The sequence below is a fragment of the Xanthomonas sacchari genome (genome assembly GCF_040529065.1).
In the GTDB taxonomy this organism is placed as follows: Bacteria; Pseudomonadota; Gammaproteobacteria; order Xanthomonadales; family Xanthomonadaceae; genus Xanthomonas_A; species Xanthomonas_A sacchari.
The window spans coordinates 214828-238855 of record NZ_CP132343.1 but is presented as its reverse complement, the minus strand read 5'-3'; the positions used below and the strand labels follow the sequence as shown (position 1 = coordinate 238855).

General features: G+C 68.3%; 8 protein-coding genes. 3 read left to right on the top strand and 5 right to left on the bottom strand.

Going from position 1 to position 24028, the window contains the following annotated elements; genetic code table 11:
• Positions 1 to 26 precede the first annotated feature (26 nt).
• The 3 genes from RAB71_RS01030 to RAB71_RS01020 form a co-directional block, all read right to left on the bottom strand.
• Positions 27 to 395, bottom strand: coding sequence for a hypothetical protein (locus tag RAB71_RS01030; protein WP_138985694.1), 369 nt, complete (start codon positions 393 to 395; stop codon positions 27 to 29).
• Positions 392 to 14692 carry a hemagglutinin repeat-containing protein gene (locus RAB71_RS01025; RefSeq protein ID WP_104609499.1) on the bottom strand — a complete coding sequence of 4767 codons (14301 nt, stop codon included), beginning with the start codon at positions 14690 to 14692 and terminating at the stop codon, positions 392 to 394. Before RAB71_RS01025 ends, RAB71_RS01030 begins: the two co-directional genes overlap by 4 nt.
• A gap of 80 nt (positions 14693 to 14772) precedes the next feature.
• Positions 14773 to 16413: a ShlB/FhaC/HecB family hemolysin secretion/activation protein gene (locus RAB71_RS01020; RefSeq protein ID WP_175300592.1), complete on the bottom strand. Its 1641-nt coding sequence runs from the start codon at positions 16411 to 16413 to the stop codon at positions 14773 to 14775.
• Positions 16414 to 16757: 344 nt separating this feature from the next.
• Between RAB71_RS01020 and RAB71_RS01015 the strand changes: the two genes are divergently transcribed.
• The 3 genes from RAB71_RS01015 to pyrF all read left to right on the top strand — a co-directional run bounded on the left by RAB71_RS01015 (position 16758) and on the right by pyrF (position 19125).
• On the top strand, positions 16758 to 17375 hold the full coding sequence (locus tag RAB71_RS01015) for a hypothetical protein (RefSeq protein ID WP_010342377.1): 618 nt from the start codon (positions 16758 to 16760) through the stop codon (positions 17373 to 17375).
• Positions 17376 to 17470: 95 nt separating this feature from the next.
• Positions 17471 to 18388 (top strand): 5'-nucleotidase, lipoprotein e(P4) family, encoded by a 918-nt coding sequence (locus RAB71_RS01010; RefSeq protein ID WP_010342378.1) that lies wholly within the window; start codon positions 17471 to 17473, stop codon positions 18386 to 18388.
• The gene (pyrF, locus tag RAB71_RS01005; RefSeq protein ID WP_010342379.1) at positions 18385 to 19125 is read left to right on the top strand and encodes an orotidine-5'-phosphate decarboxylase; all 741 of its coding nucleotides are present in this window, start codon (positions 18385 to 18387) and stop codon (positions 19123 to 19125) included. The genes RAB71_RS01010 and pyrF overlap by 4 nt, the downstream gene beginning before the upstream one ends.
• 172 nt (positions 19126 to 19297) lie before the next feature.
• Here pyrF and RAB71_RS01000 read toward each other — a convergent pair whose 3' ends face one another.
• Positions 19298 to 20815, bottom strand: coding sequence for a tryptophan halogenase family protein (locus RAB71_RS01000; RefSeq protein ID WP_010342380.1), 1518 nt, complete (start codon positions 20813 to 20815; stop codon positions 19298 to 19300).
• 118 nt (positions 20816 to 20933) lie between these two features.
• Positions 20934 to 23963 (bottom strand): TonB-dependent receptor domain-containing protein, encoded by a 3030-nt coding sequence (locus tag RAB71_RS00995; RefSeq protein WP_010342381.1) that lies wholly within the window; start codon positions 23961 to 23963, stop codon positions 20934 to 20936.
• Positions 23964 to 24028 lie beyond the last annotated feature (65 nt).

The window sequence follows — 24028 nt, the reverse complement described above, 5'->3', positions numbered from 1 at the left end:
TAATTTCTAAATCTACCATCAATTTTTCAAAATTTATGGCTGCTTTTTTTTAATAACCTCAAAGCGACGTGCCCGTTATGCTGATTGAACCACCCATGATCCAGCTTCTCTTTCAATGCAGATCTAATATCTTCATCCAATGCCACACTTTTATTTTCCAGCCATCGCAATGCCAACTCATCCCAGTATGCCGAATCATACTTAAAGGCGCTTAATATAATATTTTTGTAATTAAAATCAGGCCCCAATACGGCGTTAACTTTAGAAAATTCTAATTCGAGTAATTTTACAATCGATTTGTAATCATAAACTTTCTCCAATTTAAATTTTTTCCCCGACACTATAGCAAACCAAAATTCATCTTTGAAAAAAAAATCAATGCCTTTAAGATTCATTTTTCATAACCCTCACTGTGATTTACTTCAACTCCATGATTATTCATGTCCTTAATAAATGTCTTGCGCACCTCATTATTCCAATTCTGATGGAAATGACCGCTGCTCTCATTTGTTAGTATTTCCCCAGTGACCGCGTCTCGCCTAAATATTCCGCCCACCACATCATCGGGGGAAGCGCCAATAGTTTTTGCGAGCTGCTCATGGGGAGATCCTTGAAGATCGACGTTTGGTTTCCCTACAGCAAACATCGAGGTCGTTGGGTCATACACAAATTCGATGCTTTTCGTGGGTGTCGATGGAAAATAGTTATTAATTGCTTTTGAAGAAATGGATCCAGGTTCCAAACCTAGAACACCCGACGTGGGTCCAGAACCGTACCATCCAGGCTGATTATCATTCTTTAGAGAGGGGATCCCATAACCATCCGGGCCTCGGAAAGAGGCAGAGTAATTAAATGTCTCCGTCACATCAACTGAATTGGACCTCGGCCTGTCAGCTACCACGTTAATCGCACCTAAGGTCGGAATCTCAGCCCTATTAAAGCCAACTTCCAACACATTTTCTTTTTTTACCAAAAGCTCAAATGCGGGCGGGCCATCGCCGGACCGTGTACTGCGCGGAGCCAAGACCTCAACTGCGCCCATTACATCGTAAATGCTGGCGCCAAAATTGTTCGCCGCAGCGACTTGCTCTGGACTACCGCCAAAAAGGGCTGTCAATCTCGCTGGAGACCCAAAGATACCCAAGACTGCTGTATCTAGACGATTCCTGTCTTCAAGCGAGCTCCCACCGATCAGCGCTTTAACTTGCGGCCCATTCCAATCCCTCTCTGTCAGCAGCTGATAGTCGAGGCTGTAAGACGATACAGCGCCGATCGTACTTTTTGAGGCAGCTTGCGCTACGCCTGCCGCAAGTATCGCGTCATATTCTTGAGTGCCTGGCTTAAGACTCAGCAGGGCTGCTTGCTGCTCCGGAGTCAGGTAGTCGAAGTACCGATCCTTCATCTCACGGCTTTGCGCAAGACTGACGTCATCCCACTTCCGCTCTACATTCTCTCGGCATTCTTCGGTCGTGCACTTGCTGAGCTCACGCGCCTTTTCATCGCGTTGCGGATGACTGAGATAGTTGTTCACCACCTCATTGCTGGCCGTCGCAGCACCCGCAGTGCCGCCCGCCATCGCGCCCGCCGCTGTCGATGCCAAGGCGGTCAACGTGTCCGCCAACGGTCCGGTAACGCCTGCCTCCCTCAGCGCGGTTGCCACGGCGGGGGCGGCGAGCGTTCCTGCAGCGGCGCCGGTCGCGCCCTCTAGCCCGCCCGTGAGTCCCCCGACCACGGTATGCGCCAGCACGCGCAAGCTGCCGTTATCGCCCCACTGGCTTTCCAGTTGGTCGGCCAGTGCGGTCAGTTGCGCCTTCTGGTCAGGATCGGTCGTGTCATTGGCCTGCCGACGTAGGTCTGCCGCCTCCGTCATCTTCTTCTCAGCGTAGTCGCCAATCACATGCGTGGCCTGCTGCCCGAATGTCGCCGTGATCTGCGCCTGCGCCGCCACCTGTTCCTGCAGCTTCTGCCCATCCCATTGCTTGGTCAGGCCGTTGGCGTCATCGCCCGTAACGACATCCCGCTTCAGGCCCGCCAGCGCGTCCGCCACGCTCTTGCCGGTCTTGGTTTGCTGCCCCGCTTCGTCGGTGATGACCAGCGCCCCGCCACTGATGCCGCTGTGCGTGGTGGATTGCGCATCACCGCTCTCATGGCCATAACCGGCCGCGCTGCCGTTGGCACCGGTGTTGTAGTTCTGCCAGGACCAATTGCTGCCATTGTTGGTGGTGGAAGGTGTCTGGCCCTCACTGCCCTTGGACTTTTCGTCGCCGGTGCCGACGCTATATCCGCCCGACAGGCTGATGCCCTTGGCGTCGTAGCTGCTGGTGTTGGCGATGTCGCTATAGGTCAGCGTGCCGGTGCTCAGGCGATTCTTACCTTGGTCGATCGCGTCCTGGCTGCTGGCGATCACTGCACCCTTCAGATCGGTGTTGCCATCCACTGTGATGTCGAAGCCGCCTTTGCCTGCCTGGATACCGCTCTGCTCGGTGACGCTGGCGTAATCGCCATTGACCTTGTTGCTGCTGTAGCTGGCGCTAGCACTGAACCCCATGCCGAACGTGACGCTGCCACCAATCGACTTGTCCTTGCTGGCGTAGGTGCTGGTGTCCTGCAGGCTCTCGATGTTGAGGTTGCCGCCGACATCGGCGATCACCTTGTCCGCGGAGACCTGTGCGCCCTTGAGCGTGGTGTCGTTGCCGCTGATGATCGTGGCGTTGTTGCCAGCAGCCACATGGCTGTTGGTATAGCTGACATCCTCGCCATTGGCCTTGCCACGCGCCCCACTGGCGCTCAACGTCACGCCTGCCGCGAACCCATCAGCGCCATAGGTGATCGCAACGCCGACCGCAGCGCTGCTACTCTTGCTGGTGCTGTGCTGTTCGGCCGTGTTCTTCGCCGCCTCGATGGTGACATCGTGATCGGCGGCCAGCAGCAGGTCGTGGCCAGCGGTAACGTCGCTGCCGCGTACCAGCAGGTTGCTCGCATCGCCGCCGCCAGTAGCGATCAGATTGACGTCGCCGCCGGCCTGTAGCTTGGAGCCCTTGGCCTGGTCCGCCGACTGGGTGCTCTTGCTCTCGCTCTTGCTGCCACCCACCGTCACGGCAATGCTGATGTTTGCCCCTTGCGCAGCGCTTGCGGCACTGCCGCTGGCCAGTGCGCTTCCGGTCTGACTCAGCGAGCTGGCGGCGCCATAGGCGCTGTAGGCCGCGGACCCCGCCGCCAGCGCCTGCATGCGCGCATCGCCACTGACTTTGGAGCCAGCCTTGGCCGTGTCGTAAGCGGACTGGGCCAGGCTCAGCGCCGCAGAGCTAAGCGTGATCGACAGGCCGCCTTGGCTGAACTTGCTGCGCTGCTCGGCATCGGTGGTGTCGTGGACCTCGGTGATGGCGATGTCCTTGGCCTTCACCGTGATGTCGCCGGCATTGGCCAGCACGTCGCTACCGGTCTGTGCATAGCGATTGCCCGCGACCAGCGTGACGTCGCCCTCCACGCTGCCGACCGTGCTGCCGGCATGCGTAATGTCGGCGGTGTCGGCATTGTTCTGAATCTTCTGCGTGCCGAAAGTCACGCCGATGCCGCCGCTGCCGAACATGCCTGACTTCTTCGTTTTCTTCTCGTGCTCCTCGCTATGCGTGTTCTGCGCCGTCTCCAGCGTCAGATCGTTGCCCGCAGCCACCACCACATTGCCCGTGCCGGCGACCTGCGCGCCTTGCGAGAGCAGGTCGTGGCCGGCCGCGATCTGCACGGTGTCGCCACTGAGCGTGGTTGCCACCGCGGTGCTGTCGTGCCACTCGTCGTGCGTGGTGGTGGTCTTGCTGGACAGGAAGCCCTTTTTCTTCTTCTGGATGTCCTGGACGGCGTCGTGCTGCTCCTGCTCGGCGAGCAGATTGACGTCGTTGCCGGCGGACACCGCCAGCGCACCGGCTTCGGTAAACGCCTTGGCCGCGGTCAGGTTCACGTCGTGGCCGGACTGCAGGGCGATGTCGCCGCCGGCGGTGAACTCGCTGCCGTGGACGGTCTCGTCGCGGGTGCTGGTGGTCTGCTTGAAGCGCTTGCGCGTCTCCAGGGTGGTGCTGCTGTCGACCGTGGTCAGCGTGGTGCTGTTGAGGTCGTTGCCGGCGACCACGGCCAGGCCATTGCCGGCGTCGAGCTTGGCGGCGGTCAGGTTGACGTCGTGGCCGGCGCTGAGCACCAGGTTGCCGCCGGCGGTGAGCGTCTGCTGGTCGATGTCCTGGGTGGTCGTGATGGTGACGACCCTGGTCTTGCCCTGGCGGCTCTGGTCGGTGACGGTGCGGCTGTCGCCGAGCACCGAGGTCACGTCGAGGTCATGCCCGGCTGCGGCGATCAGGTCGCCGCCCGCCTTTACTTGCGCCTGGCGGATGGTGAGGTCGTTGCCGGCGGCCAATTGCAGGCTGCCGCCGGTGGCGATGCTGGTGCGCACCGTGGCCTTGCCGTTGGCGTCGGTGACCGGGGTCAGCGACAGGTCGTGGCCGGCCTGCAGGGCGGCGTCGCCACCGGCGGCGATCGCCACGCCGTGCAGTTGCAGGTCGTTGCCGGCCTGCAGGGACAGGTTGTTGCCGACGGTCAGGCGGGTGCCATCGCCGCCGCGGGTCAGACCGGACTCATCGCGCAGCGCGGTCGGCTGCAGCGTGAGGTTGTTGCCCGCCAGCAGTGCGGCGCTGTTGCCGGCCTGTACGGTGGTGCCGGTGAGGCTGAGGTCGCGGCCGGCCTGCAGCAGCAGGTTGTTGCCGGCAGTGATGCCCGAACGCAGATCGCCGCCGGCGAGGGCGTCGCGGGTGGTGCTGGTGAGGTCGCGACCGGCGCTGAGCAGCACGTCGCGGCCGGCGATCTGGCCGCCGAGGTTGAGCAGGTCCTGATTGGCCTGCAGCGCCACGGTGCCGCTGGACACGATGCGGCCCTGGTTGAGCAGGTTGCCGACGGTGGCGCTGACGTTGGCGCCGCTGATGGTGCCGGTGTTGCTCAGGCCGGCCGTGGCGTTGAGCGAGACGTCGCCGTTGTCGCTGGCCAGCAGCGCGCCGTCGCTGCGCAGGGTCAGCGCGGTCTTCGACGACAGGTACACCACCGGCACCAGCACCTTCTGGCCCTGGTACTCCTGTTCGACCATCCACACGATGTCGTGGGTCAGCGCGGCGACCTGATCGGCGGTCAGCGCCACGCCCACGCTCAGGTGCAGGGTGCCGGCCTCGGCGACACCGCCGTCGAGCAGCGCGCGGTACTGGGCCACGCCGTCGGCGTAGTTGCCCAGGTAGCGGCGGCCGGTGAGCTGGGTGATCTGGTCCAGCACCAGTCGCTGTTCGTAGAAGCCATCGCCCAGGCGGGTCTGGGTCCACTGCGGATCCACGCCGAGCTTGTCGAGCAGGTAATCGCTGCTGATGAAATTGTTGTAGTCGACGAAGCGCGGATCGGTCTCGATCAGGTAGCGGCGGCCGGGGGCGCTGGTGTTGGCCTTGACCCCGCTCAGGCCGTTGGCGGCGCGACCCAGCGTGTTGACGCTGGCGCCGTTGCTGCCGACCAGGCGGTACAGCCCGCCCATCGGCAGCACGATGTTGCCCAGCGGCGCGCCGACGCCGCCGACCACCTGCGGCACCTGGCCGGTGCCGGGGTCGATCTGCTGGTACTGGGTGGGCACACTGCCGGCGGTCAGCACCGCCTGCGCGGTGCCGGCCTGGACCTGGCTGCGGCTGCCGCTGCCGGCGCCGCCGAGCTGGGCCTGCACGCCGCTGGCCTGGACCTGGGAGGCATTGACGCTGCTGCCATCGGCCAGGGTGGCCTGGCCGTCGTCGATGCGGATGGCACCCAGGCTGGCGGTGGCGATGTGGTTGCCGACGTTGGCCTTGGTCGGCGACGCAGCGGTCTGCGCCTGCACGGCGATACCGCCGGCGCCGTCGGCGCTCATCGTGCCGTACCGGTTCAGCGCCCCGCCCTGGGTGGCGTTGAAGGACGCGCCGCCGATGCTGCGGCCGTCGCTGCCGACCGCGCCGTTGCTGATGGTGGCGCCGCTGATTGACACGCCCTGTCCGCCGGTCATGTTGGCGGCGAGGGCTGTGTAGCTGGAGTCGACCGTGGTCGACGAAATCGGCTTCTCTTCGGCGTCGTAGTAGCACACCATCCGCTTGCCGTTGGCGGTCTGCGCACAGTCGTCGACCACACCGGTGACGACGTACTCCACGTCGGATTGTTTCACCACCTGCTTCAGTGCAAGCGCCTGGTTCGCCACGGACTCGCCGCCCGTGATCATGCCGTCGGCCATGCCGCCGACACCGCGCTGGTTGACCATCAGCGCACCCGCAGCAGCGATGGTCGACACGTTGTTGGTCACGCTGCCGGACAGGGCGATATTGCCGCCTGCCACGATGCGACCCTCCGCGCTGGCAGCGAGCAGGCTCTCGCGCTGCTCCACCGAATACTCGCGGTAGACGCCCGGCTGCTTGCCCTGGTACGGGACGCGCGCCGACGTGTTGGCCGGCATCTTGATGCTGCGCGCTTCGATCAGCTCGCTCGGCATCGCCGCATTGGCTGCCGCCTTGTCCGCGTCGGACAGCGGGCCGGTCTTGGTATTGAGCACCCGCCGCCGATTGTTGATCTGATTGGCCGCGATCAGGATGCTGCCATCGGCCTCGATGCTGCCGGAGACGTTGTCCAGCGTGCCGGTGCGCGCGGTGACGGTGCCGTTGCCGTCGCGCGCGGCGCCGATGGCGATGTTGCCGAGGCTGAAGATCTTCGCATCGCGGTTGACCAGTTGCTCGCGCACCAGCAGGGTCATGCCGCTGGTGGCGCCGATCAGCGCACTGCCATAGGCGGCGTTGTCGGTAGCGCCGCCCAGGTCGGCGCCGTTGACCAGGGTGCCGGTGTCCACCAGCACGTTGCCGCCGACCACGCTGCCGGTGTTGGACACCGACCCGGCCGTGACCTGCAGGTTGCCGCTGGCGGAGAGGTCGCCGGCATTGGTGACGCTGCCGCCGGTGTTCACCTGCACGTTGCCCGAGCGCATGCTGGCGCCGGCGAGATTGCTGATGTTGCTGGCGTTGATGCCCAGGCTGCGCCCGGCCTGCAGCGTCGAGGCGTTGACGAAGTTGCCGCCCACGGCCAGGCGGAAGTCGCCGTTGCTGGTGATGTCGGCACCGGCGCGATGGGTGTAATCGCTGCGGATGGTCAGGTCGAGCAGGTTCTGGCCGAGGATGCTGCCGCCGCCGTCGAAGCCGACGGTGTCGATGACCACGTCGCCCGCGCCGCCGGCGCTGCTGCCGGCGCCGATCTGGCCGCCGCTGTTGCTCAGGCTCTGCAGGCTCAGGCGCACCGCCTGTTCGGCCTTGATCTTGCCGTTGCGGTTGTCGAGCGTGGCGCCGCTCCGCTGCAACAGCATGCTGCCGCCGGCGTAGACGCTGCCGCCCTGGTTGTCGAGCGCATTGGTATTGGCGACCAGGTCGCCGCCGGCCACCAGTTGCCCACTGCCGTTGGCGATGCTGGCGGCGTCGAGCACCACGCTGCCGCGCCCGCCCAGGCTGCCGCCGACGTTGCGCAACTCGCCGCCGGTGGTGAGCCGGGTCAGGCCGCCGCCGTTGTTGACGATGCTGCCCTGGCTGTTGTCGATGCGGCCGCCGGACAGGGTCATGACGTTGCCGCTGTCGAGCTGGCCGCCGCTGTTGAGCAGCGCGCCGGTGACCGCGACGCTGAGATCACGCGCGGCGCCGATGCGGCCGCTCTGGTGGTTGTCGAGCTGGCCGCGCGCGGTCAACGCCAGGTCGCGCCCGGCCTGCAGGGTGCCGGCGCTGTTGCTGATGTTCTCCGCGCCGAGCGTCAGATCGGTGCTGGCGCCGAGCAAGCCGCCATCGTTGGTCAGCGCATGCGCCAGATCGGCGCGCAGGTCGCCGCCGACACCGTTGACGCTCACCGCTTGGAGCGTGCCACCGCGGTTGTCGAGGCTGTCGGCGCGCAGCACCAAGCTGCCGCCAGCGGCCTGCAGTACGCCGCCGCTACGGTTGTCGAGCGCACCGCTACCCAGTTGCACATTCAAGCCGCGTGCGGACACGCTGCCGCCGATGTTGCCCAGGCCGGCCACGGTGACGCTGGCATCGCCAGCGGCGGCAATGGCGCCGCCCTGGTTGTCGAGCGAGTTGCCGGTGCTGAGCTGCAGCTGGCCCTGGGTGAGGATGCGCCCGCCGGCATTGCCGAGAGCGCCGCTGCTGCTGACCGTGAGCGTGCCGCTACCGGCGTGTTCGATGCGCCCTTGCGCGTTGTTGATCGACGCCGCGCCCAGTTGCAGGTCGCTGCCGTCGCTGACCAGGCGGCCGCTGACGTTGTCGAACGCGCCGGTGACGGCGATGCGGGTGGTGCCGCTGCCGCTCTGCACCAGGCTGCCGCTGCCATTGCGCAGCGTCGCCGCGCCCAGGTCCAGGCCCGCGGCCTGCAGCGTGCCGCCGACGCCGTTGAGCGCGCTGTTGTCCAGCGCGCCACCGGCGCGCACGGTGAGCAGGCCGCCGGCGAGCAGGTCGGCGCCGCGGTGATCCACGTCGCCGCTTGCGGTCAGCGCGACATCGCCGCCGACGCGGGCGGTGCTGCCGGCCAGCGCGAGTTGCGCGGCATCGGCGGCGAGGTTGCCGGCGGCGATCAGGCGGCCGCTGGCGCTGAGCGTGCCATCGGCATGCAGGGTCAGCGCGCCGCTGTTGCCGAGGCTGCCATCGGCGCGTACGCCCGCCGCGGCCACACCGCCGATGGCGACGTTGCCGCCGCTCAGGCGCAGATTGCCGCTGGACAGGGTCTGCCCGGCGTTGTCGATGCGCTGGCCCTGCAGCGCGACGTCCGCACCGCTGACGGTGCCGTTCTGGAGCACGCTGGCGTCGCTGCCGAGCAGGACCTGGTTGGCGTTGAGGGTACCGGCCATGGTCAGATCGCCGTGCGATTGCAGTTGCAGCGTGGTCGCCGCGCTCAAGGCGCCGCTCTGGTTGAGTGCGCCGCCGGCCTGTGCGCTGAACGCGCCGGCCGAGGCCAGGGTGCCGCCCAGGTTCAGATCGCCCTGGCTGACCAGGGCCACGTCGCCGGTTTCGCTGCCGAGCTGGCCGCTGCTGGCGACGCTGGCTGCCTGCACGCGCAGGGCGCTGCCGGCGATCAGGTCGCCGCGGTTGTCGACCGCGCCATTGGCGGTCAGCGCCAGGCGCTGCACGCCGTAGCTGCGCCCGGTCTGCTGCAGCGAACCGACGTCCAGTTGCAGGCGCTGGCGCGCACGCAGCGCGCCGGCGTTGCTGAGCAGGCCGCTCACGGTGAAGGTGCCGTTGCCCAGGGCGGCGAGCAGGCCGCTGCTGCTGTTGGTGACGCTGGCGGCAGTGACGCTCAGGTCGGTGCCGGTGACGACCTGGGCGGCGTTGTTGAACGCGCCAGTCGCCTGCAGGTCGACGGTGGAGGCAGCCTGCACCAAGCCGCCGAGGGCGAGAGCGCCCGTGCTGGTCATCGCCAGCGTGGTGCCGGCATCGACGGTGCCCTGGCTGTCGATGGCCGCGCCGTTCAACTGCAGCGCGCCGGCGCTGTGCAGCACGCTCTGGCTGCCGCTGCGCAGGGTGCCACCGGCTTGCAGGGTAGCGTCCTGGCCGGCGCTGAGGCTGCCGTTCACTTGCAGGTCGCGCTGCGCCTGCGCCTGCAGTCCTTGCGCGGTGGCGAGCTGGCCGCCCAGGGTCAGGTCGCGGCCGGCGCGCAGGTCCAGCGCCTGTGCGCTGAGCGTGCCGGTCTGCAGCAGATCGCCCTGCGCCTGCGCGCTGAGTCCGGTGGCGGCGGCAACGGTGCCGCCCAACGTCAGGTCGCCCTGGCTGGTCAGCGCCACCTGGCCGCTCTGGCTGCCGAGCTGGCCGGTGCTGGCGATGCGTGCGGCGTCGAGCTGCAGGTCGCGCTTGGCGATCAGTTCGCCCTGGCTGTCGATGGCGCCGCTGGCGTGCAGGCTCAGCGTGTCGCCAGCGTAGGCCTGGCCGCTGTGCTGCAGATCGCCGACCTGCAGGGTCATGGCATGGCCGGACTGCAAGGTGCCGGCGTTGGCGAGGGTGCCGGCGGTGGTCAGGGCCAGCGCGCCCTTCGCGGCGAGGCTGCCGCCTTGGGCATTGGCGATGCCGGCGGCAGCGACGCTGAGGTCGCGGCCGGCCAGCACCTGCGCGGCATTGGTCAGCTGGGTGCCTGCGGTGAGCGCGACGTCGCGCCCGGCCTGGGCGACGCCGGCCACGGCCAGGGCGCCATCGCTGCGCAGGGCCAGATCGGTGGCGGCGTCGAGCGTGCCGCGGCTGTCGAGGCTGCCGCCTTGCAGGGTGATCGCACCGGCCGTGCTCTGCAGCACCGCCGCGTTGCCGGTGGCGACGCTGGCGCCCTGCAGTTGCAGATCGCCGCTGGTCAGTGCCTGGCCGTCGATACGCAGCGCGCGCTGCGCCTGCAGCGTCGCGTTGGTCGCGCTCTGCAACCCACCGGCAACGCCGACATCGCGTCCGCTCAGGGCGATCGTGCGTGCCTTGGCCACCCCGTCCAGGCGCAGGTCGCCCAGCGCTGTGGCGTTCAATGCCTGCGCGGCGATCACGCTGCCGCCAAGCTGCAGGTCGCCCTGGCTGGTGAGCGTGACCTGTCCGTTCTGGCTGCCGAGCTGGCCGCTGTTGCTGAGGCTGCCCACGTCCACCAGCAGGTCGCCACCGGCGATCACGTTGCCGCGGTTGTCCATCGCGCCGCTGCTGCGCAGCGTCAGCGCCTGCCCGGTGGACAGCGTGCCGCTGTGCTGCAGGCTGCCGGCCTGCAGCGTCAGCGCCTGCTCGCCGCGCAGCAGGCCGGCGTTGTCGAGCAATCCATCGACGTGCAGATCCAGTCCGCGACCTGCGGCCAGCGTGCCGGCGGTGCGGTTGACCGCGCTGGCCGCCTGCACCTGCAGATCGCGCCCGGCCACTATGCGGGCGCTGTTATCGAACGCACCGGCGGCGGTCAGGAGCACGTCGTTGCCACCCTGGGCGATACCGGCCAGGCGCAACGCGTCCTGGCTGTGCAGGGTCAGATCGCTGCCGGCGTCGAGCGCACCCTGGCTGTCGATGCTGCCGCCGTCCACGGCGATATCCGCGGTGCTCTGCAGCACGGCGGCGCTGCCGGTGCCGACGCTGGCGCCGCGCAGCTGCATGCTGCCGCCGGCCAGCGCCTGCCCGTCCAGCTGCAGCGCGCGTTGCGCCTGCGCCTGCAGGGTCGACGCACTTTGCACCGTGCCGGCCATGCTCAAATCGCGCCCCGCCTCCAGCTGCACGGATTGCGCCTTGCTGGTGCCGGCGTGCAGCAGATCGCCCGCCGCCTGCAGGCGCAGCGCGGTGCCGGCGATCTGGGTGCCGGTCACTTGCAGATCGCCGGCGCTGACGACGCCGAGCTGTCCATCCTGGCTGCCGAGCTGGCCGCTGCTGGCCACGCTGCCGGCGGTGATCGCCACATCGTGCTTGCCGATCAAGTCACCGCTGTTGGTCAGTGCGGTGGCCGCCTGCACGGTCAACGTACCGCCGGCATAGGTGCGGCCACTCTGTTGCAGGCTGCCCACGTTCAAGGTCGCGGCCTGGCCGGCCTGTACCAGACCGGCGTTGTCGAAGTTGCCCTGCACGCTGGCGTCGAGCGTCGTCTGCGCGAGCCACTGGCCTTGCGCCTGGTTGCTGGCGCTGGCGGCGGTGAGCTGCAGCGCGCGCCCGGCGAACACCTTGGCCTGGTTGTCGAGGGCGCCGTCGGCCAGCACCGCGACGTCGCGCCCGGCCTGGGCGAGGCCGGCCAGGTGCATGTCGCCCGCGCTGTGCAGGCGCAGATCGGTGCCCGCGTCCAGCGTGCCCTGGCTGTCCAGGGCCGCGGTGTCCACCTGCAGGGCGGTCGCGCTCTGCAGGATGGCGCCGTTCCCCAGCGCGACGCTGGCGGCGTTGACGCCGACCGCGCCGCTCGCGCTGGCCTGGCCGTCCACGCGCAGCGCACGTTGCGCCTGCAGTTGCAGGGTGTCGGTGCTCTGCAGGGTGCCGGCCACACCCAGGTCGCCTGCGGCAGCAAGCTGCACGCCGGCCGCGCGCAGGCTGCCGCGCTGCTGCAGATCGCCCAGCGCCTGCGCGTTCAATGCGCCGGCGGCAACGACCACGCCGTCGAGCTGCACGTCGCCGCGGCTGTTCAGCACGACCTGGCCGTGCTGGCTGCCGAGCTGGCCGCTGCTGGCCAGACTGCCGGCGTCGATCTGCACGTCGCCGCCGCCGACAAGATCGCCCTGGTTGGCGACGGCGCCATCGACGGTCAGCGTCAGCGTCGCGCCGGCATTGGCCGAGCCGGTCTGCGCGAGACTGCCGGCGCGCAGGCCGAGCGCGCCAGCGGCGTACAGGTGGCCGTCGTTGGACAGCACGGTCGCACTGCTCAGGCTGGCATCGCCCAGGGCCGAAAGGCTGGCGCCAGCGGCGTTGCTGACGCTGCTCGCGTTGGCGCTGAGCGCGCCGCCGGCCACGACCTGGGCCTGGTTCTGCAGCGCCCCGGCGCTGCTCAGCGCGAGGTCGCCACGCGATTGCACGGTGCCGGCCAGCGACAGGTCGCCGGCGCTGCGCAGCGCCAGGGTCGTGCCGGCATCGAGCACGCCGGCCTGGGCGATGCTGGCGCCGTCCAGCGCCAGTGCGCCGCCGCTCTGCACCTGCCCGCTCTGCAGCAACGCGCCCTGCGCATGCAGCGTGGCGTTGCCGCCGGCCGCCAGGGTGGCGCTGCTGCGCAACTGGCCATCGGCGCTCAACTGCAGATCGCCATCGGTGCGGACCACACCGTCCAACGTGGCGTCACCGGCCGCCTGCAGTTGCGCGCTGCCTGCGCCCAGGGTGCCCGATTGCAGCAACGCGCCGCCGGCCTGCGCGGTCAGCGTGCCCTTGGCCGCCACCTGCCCGGCCAGGGCCAGGTCGCCGCGGCTGCGCAGGGCGACGTCGCCACCCTGGCTGCCGAGTTCGCCGCTGCTGCGCAGTTGCGCCGCGTCCACGCGCAACGCCGCGCCGGCCACCAGGCTGCCGCTGTTGCTCAGCGCCGCGGTGCTGGCGAGCGTGGCGTTGCGGCCGGCGTAGCTGCCGCCGGTGTTGCCGACGCTGGCCGCGTCGATGCGCAGGTCGCGGCCGGCGTACAGGGTGCCGGCGTTGTCGAGCGCACCCGGCGTCGCCAGCGCGATGTCGCCGCCGGCCGAGACCACCGCACCGGCCGCGTTGCCGATCGCCGCCGCGCCCAGGTCCAGGCGCCCGCCGGTGCTGAGCTGGCCGAGCGTGTCCAGGCGCCCGCCGGCCTGCACGCTGGCGTCCTGCCAGGATTGCGCGAGGCCGGACAGGCGCATGTCGGCGTCGCTGCGCAGGCGCAGGCCCGCGCCGGCGTCGAGTACGCCGGCGGCGTCGATCCGCGCCGCCTGCACCGCCAGGCTGCCGGCGCTCTGCACGGTGCCGCCTTGCTGCAGCCAGGCCGCTCCGGCCTGCAGCTGCGCTGCGCCACCGGCGTAGGCGCTGCCGCTGCTGCGCAACTCGCCGTTGGCACTCAGCGTCAGATCGCCGCCGCTGTAGAGGCTGCCGCCGGCATCCAGCTCCGAACTGAACAAGCTGATGGCGCCGGCGCTGCTGCGCCCGCTGTGCGCCAACGCGCCGCTGGCGGCGGCGTCGAGCAGGCCGTGGGCGATGGTGTCGCCGCTCAGCGCCAGTTGCGCGGCGCGCAGGTGCACGCCGGCCTGCTGCGAGCCGAGCACGCCTTGCTGGCTCAGCGCGCCGGCCGCGCGCAGGTCGACGTCGTCGCGGGCCACCGCGGTACCGGCCAGGCTGAGCTGGCCGGCGCTGTCGATCTGCAGGCTGCCGCTCTGCGCGGACAGGGTGCCGCGGCTGACCACGCCCACGCCGGCCTCGGTGGCGATCAGGCGAATGCGGTCGGCGTACATGCCGCCCAGGTACGCCACGTCGATGCCGATCGCCGGCGGGGCGCCGTCGCTGCCGGGCAGCACCTCCAGCAGCATGCCGTCGTAGCCGATGCGCTGCGCACCGGCGCTGGCCAGCAGGTCCTTGGCCCACACCGAGCCGTTCACGCTCAACTGCCGCGACAGCAGATCCAGGCGGTCGACGTTATAGGCGTCCAGGCCGTTGCTGCCGATGCTCAGCGCACCGCCGGTGATGGAGAAGCCGTTCAAGGCGCCGTCGGCGCCGAGCAGCGGCGTGCCGGTGGCCAGGGTGACGCGCGAGGTGTTGAGGAAGCCGCAGCCGTCGCAGACGATGCCGTTGGGGTTGGCGATCACCAGTTGCGCCTTGGCGCCGGCGATTTCGGTATAGCCCTGCAGGCGGCTGGTGGTGGAGGTGACTTCGTTGAGGATCAGCGTGGCCGCGCCGCTGTTCTTCAGGTTGTCGTTGCCGGCGATGTAGCCGCCCAGTTCGGTCTTGGAGATCTGCGCGCTGTTGTTGAGGATCAGCCCGTTGCTGCCGACGTCGAAGCGCGAATAGCGGTTGTGCGAGACGCCGCGCGCGTTGGGGGCGACGATGTCGACCACCGGCACGCCGTTGGCGGCGGCCTGCTGGCTGGGCTGGCGTCCGTCCGGATTGGCGACCGGCGCGACCTGCGCGTACAGCGGCAGCGAGGTCCAGGTGACGGTGCAGCACAGCAGCGCGGCCAAGCCGCGCTTGAGCGGCTCGAGCAGGCGGTGGCGGCGGTCGTCGGTACGGTCCATGTGCATCGTCGTCTCTCTCGTGCCGCGCACCGCGGCAAAACCCATCGCGTTGCCTGCCGCCGGCCGGCGGCAGGGACGTGTCAGAACTGGTAGATCAGGCGCACGCCGTAGGCCGGCTGCGCGCTGTGGAAGTCGCGCGGCGCGTGCAGGTCCCAGCCGGCGAAGCCATCCCAACTGAGCCCGCCGTACGCGCCGCGCACGCCGACGAAGCCGCCGACCAGGCTGCGCCCGGCCAGACCGGCGGCGCTGGGCCCGGCGATGCGGCCGGCATCCACGCCCAGGTACGGGGTGATGCCCAGGCGCTGCACCGGCAGGTTGAGGCTGTTGCGCCAGTACGCGCCGCGCTCGGCGCCGAGGGTGTGTTCGCCGTCGAAGCCGCGCACGCTGTAGCGCCCGCCCAGGGTGATGAATTCCGAACCCAGCAGCAGTTGCGAGGACGTCTGCGCATGCAGGCTGCTGTCCCAGCTCATCGCCACCGGACCCAGCGCGAACGGCAGGCCGGCGCTGACATCGAGGGTGGTGACGCCGTAGCGGTAGCCGGGGAAGCCCACCGCCGGGTCGTAGCCGGTCCACTGCCCGTCGAACCACGGCGTGCCGCGGCGGTGGCCCAGGCGCGTATCCAGCTGCAGCTTGCCCAGGTAATGGCGATGGCTGAGATACAGCTCGGCGCTGGTGGTGTGGCGGCGCTGGATGCCGATCTCCACGCCGTCCAGGTAGCTGCGTGCCGCCCGCTTGGCCACCACCATGCCCAGCGTAGTCTTGCTGGTGCCGGTGCGGTGGATCACCCGCTGCAGATCCAGTTGCGCGCTGTCGGAGCTGCCACTGGACTGAAAGCTCTGGCGGAAACCCTCCACCTGCTGGTGGTAGCGATACGACGACAGCGACAGCGAGAAGGTCCACCAGCCCCAGGGCACGCTGTAGGACAGGCTGTTGCCGCGGGTGCCGCGCGCGGCACCGTCGTCCACCAGGTCGTGGTTGTAGCCGATCGAAAGCAGGTCGTTGATGCCCAGCGGCGCATCCAGGGCGAAATCGACGCCGCCCTGGTAGCGGCCGGTCGCCTGCACGCCCGAATCGTCGGCGTTGAACACCGCGCGCCAGCGCTTGCTGCGCTGCACGGTGATCAGCAGGTCCGACTCGCCCGGCTGCTCGCCCGGCGCGATATCGATCTTGGCGTCCTGCGACGGCACCCGCTTGAACTGCTCCACGCCCTGCTCGATCGCGCGCAGGTCGAGCACGTCGCCCGGCCGCAGCGGCAGCGCACCGCGCCAGAACACACGGCCGTCCGCCGACTGCACGCGCACCTGGCGCAGGCGCCCGGGCAGCAGTTCGAAGCGCAGCTCACCGCGGGACAGGTCCTGCGCCGGCACGCCGATGCGGGTGGTGACGAAGCCGCGCGCGACCAGTTGGTCCAGCGCGCGGCGGCGGATCAGGTCGATGCCGGCCGTGCCGATGCAGCGGCCCTCGTAGCGACGCAGCGACTGCCACAGCCAGGAAAATCGCGCCGCGTCGGGGCCGCCGCTGTTGAGGCGGACGCGCTGAATCGGGAAGCACAAGGCTTCGGTCGGCAGGCTGGTGCTGCGCATGTCCGCCGGCGCTTCGGCCTCGCGCGGGCCCACGAACGGCGCCTGCCGATCCTGCTCCTGCTGCCGCTGCACCTGCTCGGCCTGGCGCAGCTGTTCCTGGCGATCGAGCGTGCTCGGCGGTTCCTGCGCCTGCGCCATCGGCACGCCGGCAAGCAGGCACGCAGCCAGCACAATGCGAGAAGCTCCTTTTCTCCAGCGATCCACTGCAACGTCCCCTGTGACGCTTCCGGCGTTTGCCTGCAGGTGCAGGCGCGATCGCGCTGCAGCGCACCAAGCGCCGCGTCGCGCGGTTTTCCGTACTGCGAAGTGTGGTGCAAACCACAGCGCAGCGGCATCCGGAGGCTCCCGACACGCTGTCGGGAAATCCCCTGCAAAACAGGCATTTACGTGAATTTCGTCGCTTTCATGGAGGATGCACGTCACAACTGGCGCGCGATCCACAGCGGCTGCCACACTCTCGGCTCACACCGCGAAGGCCCCGCATGCTCCCGCTCATCCTCCTGCTGGCCCTGGCCGCGCCCGCTGCACCCGACGCCGTGCCGACCCACACCGCCGCGACGCCGACGGACTGCGGCGCGACATCCGCCGCGCTGGCCGAGACCGAGGTCTGCGATCCACGCCGCGGCGTCCTGCATCTGGTCTATCGCGCCGGCCGCATCGTGCTGCAGGTGCCAGGGCGCGCACCGACCGTGCTGGAGACCATCCCACGCGCCTACGCACCGGAGCTGATCGGCAGCGCGCGCGCCATCCGCCTGCTGCCGACCCGGTTGCAGCCGTATCTGGCGCGCGACCGCCTGCTGTACCTATCGGTGCGCCGTTCATCGCCCGGGGACGGACATGGCTACTGCGGCGCCGGGGCGGAGATGGCGTTGACCGTGGTCGACCTGCACGGGGCGCCTTCGATCCTGGCCCGGGTGCCGGTGTCCAGTTGCCTGGACAACGTCGACCTGGACGCACCCGACCTCGACGACCTGACGCCCTACGCCGTGCGCGATGGCCGCCTGCGCATCCGCTTCAGCACCTACGCAGGCCACGAAAGTGCCGACCCCGTCGAGGCGGAGCTCGCCCCGGATCTGCGTGCGCTGACGTTCGCGCCCTGAGCGCGGCGGCCCGCCTGCGCCACCGCGCGCCGCGCCGCGCCGGTCATCGCAACCGGCTAAAATCCGCGGTTCATTCGCCCAGGTTCCCACGCCCGATGACGCCGATCGCCCGCACCGCACTGGCCTGCGCCGTGCTCGCCCTGTCCGCCTGCAAGCCGCAGGCGCAGGTCGCCGACCCCGCCGCCAAGCCGGCTGCCACCGCCACTGCCGCGTCGACCGCCTCCGCCGCCGCCCCGGGCGCCGCCGACGACAACCTCAACGCGGTGCTGTGGATGCAGCGCTCGGCCGAGTACCAGGCCCTGGCCGAGCAGACCTATCGCGCCGCCGCCGACCGCCTGGATGCGGCGCTGAAGGAACCGAACTGGGACGCGCTGGTGCCGGAGGAACGCGGCAACGCCGCCACCGGGTTGAAGCCGGCGGTGGTGATGGACGTGGACGAGACGGTGCTGGACAACTCGCCCTACCAGGCGCGGCTGATCCGCAACGGCAAGGAGTACGACGAGGTCACCTGGGACCAGTGGGTCGCCGAGAAGAAGGCCAAGCCGATTCCTGGCGTGGTCGATTTCGCCAAGGCCGCCACCGCCAAGGGCATCACCGTGCTGTACGTGACCAACCGCGCCGTGCACCTGACCGACGCGACCCTGGCCAACCTGCGCAGCGCCGGCCTGCCGGTGGCCGACAACAGCGTGCTGCTGGGCCTGGGCACGGTGGTCAAGGATTGCGAGCAGAACGGCTCGGAGAAGAACTGCCGGCGCAAGCTGGTCGGCCAGCAGTACCGCGTGCTGATGCAGTTCGGCGACCAGCTCGGCGACTTCACGCAGGTGGTGGCCAACACCCCGGAAGGCCGCGCGCAGCTGCTGCAGCAGTATCACGACTGGTTCGGCGAGCGCTGGTGGATGCTGCCCAACCCCAGCTACGGGTCCTGGGAACCGGCGCTGTTCAACAACGACTTCACCCAGTCGCGCGCCGCCCGCCACCAGGCCAAGGTGCAGGCGCTGGAGCTGGCGCAGTGAGCCGCGCGCCGCTGGCGCTGGCGCCGCACGAGCGCCTGATCTTCGCCCTCGACGTGCCCGGGCGCAGCGAGGCGCTGGAGTGGATCGAGCGGCTCGGCGATGCGGTGGCGTTCTACAAGATCGGCATGGAACTGCTGGCTTCCGGCGAGTACTTCGACGTGCTGGACACGCTGGCCGGGCGCGGCAAGCGCGTGTTCGTGGACCTGAAGTTCTTCGACATCCCGGCCACGGTGGGCGGGGTGATCCGGCGGCTGTCGCAGTGGCCGGTGGACTACTGCACCATCCACGGCTGGCACCCGGCGATGATGCAGGCCGCGGCCGAGGCCAACGGCAGCGACATGCGCCTGCTGGCGGTGACCGTGCTGACCTCGATGGGCCGCGCCGACCTGGCGTCGATGGGCATCGACCGCGCACCGCAAGACGTGGTGGTGGAGCGCGCGCTGGCCGCGCAGGCGGCCGGCATCGACGGCGTGATCGCCTCCGGCCAGGAAGCGGCGCCGATCCGCCGCGCCACCGGCGCCGGCTTCTCCATCGTCTGCCCCGGCATCCGCCCCGGCGGGCCGGTCGGCGACGACCAGCAGCGCACCGTGAGCGTGGCCCAAGCCTTTGCCGACGGCGCCGATGCGATCGTGGTCGGCCGGCCGATCCGCCAGGCCGCCGATCCGCGTGCGGCGGCCGAGGCGATCCAGCGGGAGATCGCGGCGACGCTGGCTGGCGGCGCTGCGCTTTTATTTTAAATCAATGACTTAGGCGATAAATTGTAAAGTATTGCTTTAGCTTCGGCGTGCCGGTAGCATGCCCAGCGTCCGGCTCTGCCGGAGATGTGCCATACCGTTCTCCGGCTTCGGTCGGATTTGAAGAGGCCCGCGCCTGGTGCGCGTGGCCTCTTTTTTTGTGCCCGCGTCGCGCTCAGGCGGGCCGGGCCGCGCAGTAGCGGTCGATGAAGGCCTGGTGCGGCGGCATCGCGTCGGCGCAATGGCCGATGGTCTGCTCGACGCTGGCCATGAAGCGCTCCAGATCGGCCTGCGGCACCTGGTCCACCAGCGGGTGGTAGGCGCGCGGCAGGATGCCCTGCCCGACCATCACCTGCACCCAGCTGATCTCGGCGAACATCTCGTCGCCGTTGCGGTAGAAGCGGCCGCTGTCGCGGAACAGGTCCAGCGTCTCCTGCAGTTCCGGCGTGATCGGCATGGTGCGGCAGTGCCGCCAGAACGCGCTGTCGTCGCGCTCGGTGGCGTGGTAGTGCAGCAGCAGGAAGTCGCGGATGCGGTCGAACTCGAACGCGATGCGCTCGTTGTAACGCCGCACCAGCACCGGGCTGATGCCCTCGCGCGGGAACAGCTCCAGCAGCTTGGAGATGCCGGACTGGACCAGGTGGATGCTGGTCGATTCCAGCGGCTCCATGAAGCCGCTGGCCAGGCCCAGCGCGATCACGTTGCGGTTCCACACCTGCTTGCGGCGCCCGGTGACGAAACGCAGCGGGCGCGGATCGGCCAGGGCCGGGCCGTCGAGGTTGGCCAGCAACGTGGCGGCGGCCTCGTCGTCGCTGATGTGCGCGCTGCAGTACACGTAGCCGTTGCCGGTGCGGTGCTGCAGCGGAATACGCCACTGCCAGCCGGCCGCGCGCGCGGTGGCGCGGGTGTACGGCGTGGGCGGGCCGACCTTGGCGCAGGGCACCGCCAGCGCGCGATCGCACGGCAGCCAGTGGCTGAAATCGTGGTAGCCGGTGTGCAGCGCCTGCTCGATCAGCAGCCCGCGGAAACCGGAGCAATCGATGAACAGGTCGCCGGCGATCGCCTCGCCGGACGCCAGGCGCACCGCGCGTACGTCGCCCGATTCCGGATGCAATTGCACCTCCTCGACGATGCCCTCGCGCCGGGTCACCCCGCGCTGTTCGGCGTAGCGGCGCAGGAAGCCCGCATACAACGCCGCATCGAAATGGTAGGCGTAGGCGATGTTGGCCAGCGGCGAGTTCGGCGGCACGTCGGTGGCTGAGGTCATGAAGCGGTCGCGCTTGGCGGCGACGGTGTTGAGCGTATAGGCACCCAGCGGCTTCGCCTTGCCGGCCAGCGCCTGCTTGAACCAGTACTGCTGGAACGGCAGCAGCCCGAGCGGATGCCCGATCTCGGTGCCGAAGCCGTGCACGTAGGAGGTGCCCGGGCGCTGCCAGTCGGCGAACTCGATGCCGAGCTTGAAGCTGCCCTGGGTGTGGCGCACGAACTCGGCCTCGTTGATGCCGAGCAGGTTGTTGAAGGCCTTGATGTGCGGCACGGTGGCCTCGCCGACGCCGACGATGCCGATCTGCTCGGACTCGATCAAGGTGATGCGGTAGTCGGGACCCAGCACACGCGCCAGCGCGGCAGCGGCCATCCAACCGGCGGTGCCGCCGCCGACGATGACCAGGTTGCGGAGAGGAGCGGCGATCATGCGTGTGTGGTCCTGTACCGAAGAAAGGGGCGACCGCAAACGCGGACGGGGCCACGCGGCCCCGTCCGTTGAAACCCCACGCGCGCCGGTCGGGCACGCGCGTGGGTGATGCGGTGGATCAGAACTTGGCGCCGATCTCGAAGGTCACGGTGCGCGGCACGTACATGATGTCGCCGGTCTTGTTGATGGTGATGTTCGGATCGAAGCGACCATCGGAGCCGAAATCGTTGTACGAGTACGACGAGTAGTTCTTGAAGTTGAAGGCATTGAGCAGGTTCACGCGCGCCGTCAACTTGAAGTCGTTGTACACGGTGAAATCCTTGGTCGCCTGGAAGTCGACCGTGCGGTAGCCCCAGATCTTGCCGCCGACCAGGAATTTGCCGCTGCCCGGCGGTACTGCCGCCACCTGCTGGCAGGTCGCGCCGTCCGCATCGGTGTGGCCATAGCAGGCGATGGTGTTGATCGGCTCCGGCGTCGCCAGCACTACCTTGGCACCGAAGGTCAGGCCCCACGGGCCGTCGATCGAGCCGGAGGCGACGAAGCGGTGCGCCGACACCGCATCGGACTTCACGAACGGATAGTCGTGGATGGTCGCCTTGTCGAACGCGTACGGCTCGTCGATGTTGCGGTTCTGACGCGCGCTGGTGTGGGTGTAGGACAGGGTCAGGCCCCAGCCCGATTCCTTGGTGTAGGGCTTGTCGGCCGACAGCAACACCTGGCTGCTGCGCTGCTCCAGGCCGTTCATGCCGATGATCGTGTTCTGGTAGCCCGGCACCGGCTGGCCCCAGGGGGCGCTGCCGTTCTGGAAGTAGGAACCATCCGGGTAGCGGTTGATCAGCGACATCGCGAAACCGTCGTAGCTGAGCACGCGCTGGAAGGTCACGTCGGTCTGCCAGTCGCCGACCTGGTTGGTGATGCCGATGCTGTACTGGTCGCTGTACGGCGTCTTCAGGTGGTTGTTGAACATGAACAGTTCGGCGCTGCCACTGACGCCGGGGATGGTGTTCAACTGGTCCACGCCATTGAGGTAGCGCGGATCCCACGCGGTGCAGACGCGGTCGCTGCGGTAGCACTGGCCGGTGGCCGGGTTCTGGAAGTACACCGCGACCGGCGACAGCGCGGCCTTGCTGGTTTCCAGCGCCAGCTGTTCGAACAGGTTGCGATCGTAGGAACGGCCCGCACCGCCGTGCAGCACCGCACTCTCGTCGCCGAAGAAGTCGTAGGAGAAGCCCAGGCGCGGCGCCCAGCCATCCTTGAAGTTCTTGCGGTTGCGGCCGGTGCTGATGTAGTCGGCAGCATTGACACCGCTCGGCAGCAGGCGATCGGCCCAGGGATGGCCCGGGTTGGCCGGATCGTCGGAGTACAGCGCGTTGACGAAGGCCTGCGAGGTGACGAAGTCCGTGTAGGCCGGGCTGTCCTCGTAGTCCCAACGCACGCCGACGTTGATCATCAGCTTGTCGGTCGCCGCCCAGTCGTCCTGGATGTAGATGCCGTACTGCTTGGACGGCGACTCCACCGTGGCCTTCTGGCCCGGGGTGTTGTACGGCGCAACGTAGTCCACGCGGTACGGCGTGGCGGCGACGCCGCTGCTGTCGACCGAATAGCTGAACTGCGGGTTGAGCGCCGCCGCATCCTGCGAGGTCAGCTTGATGTCCTTGTAGCTGACGCCCATCTTGATGGTGTGCTCACCGTGCCACTGGAAGCTGGTGAAGGTCAGGTCGTTCTGCAGGAACCAACCCTTCTGGCTCTTGCGCTGCACGTTCAGGCCGCCGGCGGAGCCGGTTTCCAGGAAGGTGTATTCGTCCACGTCGGTGGAGCCGGCGCGGGGCGCCAGATACTTGTAGACGATGCCGTTGCCGATGCTCTTCGGATTCGGGTTGTTCTCCGAGTCCTCGGTGCCGACGATCAACTCGTTGAACCAGTTGTCGGCGCTGTGCTGCCAACGGATGTTGGCGCGCTTGTCCTTGTTGATCTTGTTGGTGCCGTGTTCCGGCGTGCTGGTGCCGCCGACGTTGCCGGTCTGGGTCTCGTCGCGATACTGGCCGCTCAGTTCGATGCGATCGCGGTCGGTCGGTTCGAAATCGATCTTGCCGAAGTACAGGTCTTCGGTGAACGGCATGTTGGCCGCACCGAACTGGCTCGACAGGTTGGACGGCAGCAGGCCGACGTACGGCTGCGCGGTGTTGTCCGCCTGCACGCTCTTCGGCACCACGTTCTCCTTGCCTTCGTAGGCGACGAAGAAGTGCATGCGGTCCTGGATGATCGGGCCGCCCAGGGCGAAGCCGTATTCCTTGGTCTGCGAATCGATCTTGCCGTTCGCTTCGTCCGGACGCTTGTCGCGCAGATCCTGGTCGGTGTAACGGTAGAAGGCCTCGCCGTGGAACTCGTTGGTGCCGGACTTGGTGGCCGCGGTGATCGCTGCACCGCTGATCTGGCCGTACTCGGCCTTGTAGTTGGAGGTGATGACCTTGTACTCGCCGATCGCCAGCTGCGGGAACGGGTTACCCTGAGTATCGCTCTGGCCGGCGATGCCGCCGCCCTTGACGTAGCTCTTCTGGCCGACGCCGTCGATGTACAGGTTGCCGGCGCTGGCGTTGGACGCACCGCCGCGCAGCTTGGTGTTTCCGTTACCGTCGATCTGGAACACCATGCCCGGCACGGTGTCGGCGAACTCCAGGAAGTTGCGCGTCGCCTGCGGCAACTGCTGGATCTGGTGCAGCGACACCACGTTGCCCACTTCCGAGGTCTTGACGTCCTTCAGCAGCGGCGCGCTGACGGTGACGGTGTCCAGGGTGGTCGCGTTGCCGCCGGCGGCCGTGGTCCCGGCATCGAGATCGACGGTGGACGAGGACGCCACCTGCAGGGTCACCGTCTTGGTGACGCCGTTGGCCTCGACCTTGTAGGTGCCCGGCGGCAGGCCGACCACGGTGTAGTTGCCGTTGGCGGCGATCGGCGCGCGGCGTACCGAGCCGGTAGCGATGTTGGTGACGGTGACCTCGGTGCCGGCCTGGGCGGCGGCGACCTGACCGCGCAGGGTCGCGCTGCTGGACTGGGCCATCGCCGGCATCGTGGCGAACAGGCAGGTGGCCAGCGCGCAGCACAGCAGGCTGCGTGCGGGCAGGTTGGAGGCGGAACGCGATTTCTTCATGACAAAAGCCCTCCCAGGGCGGTAAACGGGATCGTTGTTGTGTTCTTCTAGGTGGTGCAAAAAAC